This window comes from Vibrio sp. Y176 (assembly GCF_033438945.1).
On the sequence record NZ_JAWOQS010000394.1, the window covers coordinates 1 to 771 of the forward strand.

At 48.4% G+C, this 771-nt stretch carries 1 protein-coding gene; it reads right to left on the bottom strand.

The annotated features are described in order from the left end of the window. On the bottom strand, positions 1 to 771 hold a 771-nt coding region (locus tag R7O13_RS26260; protein WP_318305128.1), incomplete at both ends, for a di-heme oxidoredictase family protein.

Genomic DNA, 771 nt, shown 5'->3' on the forward strand with positions numbered 1-771 from the left:
GCATCAACGTTGGTTGTCCTGCTTTCCATCCAAAACGGCCAAGCGAAAAGTCGCCTTTTTCGATGTCCCAAACTTTATTCACCTTGCCTGAGATGCCATCGCTATCACTGTCATTTTCGTCTGCCCACTTAAGCAACGTCTCATCAGGAATACTTTCTAGCAAACCTAAACCAATCATAGGTGGCGCGACACGAGCGGAAAACTGCGTATCAGGGTGCATGTCCCCATAACCTAAATCGGTAATTTTCAGCGTAGGCTTTCTCAACGTCACTTTGGTGCCATCTTTAAACTCAACGGGAACGTCCGTATAAGTAATAGCAATTTTGCCCTCTGGCGTTTGGTCTTGCAGAGCAAAATCTTGCAGTTGTCCGCCATACGTAGGCTCCGGAATACCGCCATCCATGATGTAAGCTTTCTTCTGCTCTGGCGTCATCGCCGGGATACTCAAACGCACCAACATAGACACGGCATGAATGTCGTCTTTTTCAGGAGGATGCCCACGGCCATCTTTTATGTGGCAATTCTGACAACCATTGGTGTTGAAAAGCGGGCCAAGGCCGTCTCTTGCATCTGTAGTCGCTGGCGCTTGCACCCATGGGTTACGGAAAAAACTATTGCCCACACTAAAATCAAGTCGCTTACTCATTGGCAAGTTCGTCGCGGGTAATGAATAGGCATTAGCACCGTCTTTTTTGACACTGGTGTTGCCACCAGACTTAACATCGTAAGCCATGGCAGAAGTCGAAAGGATCGCGGCAAAGGCGGAAAGTA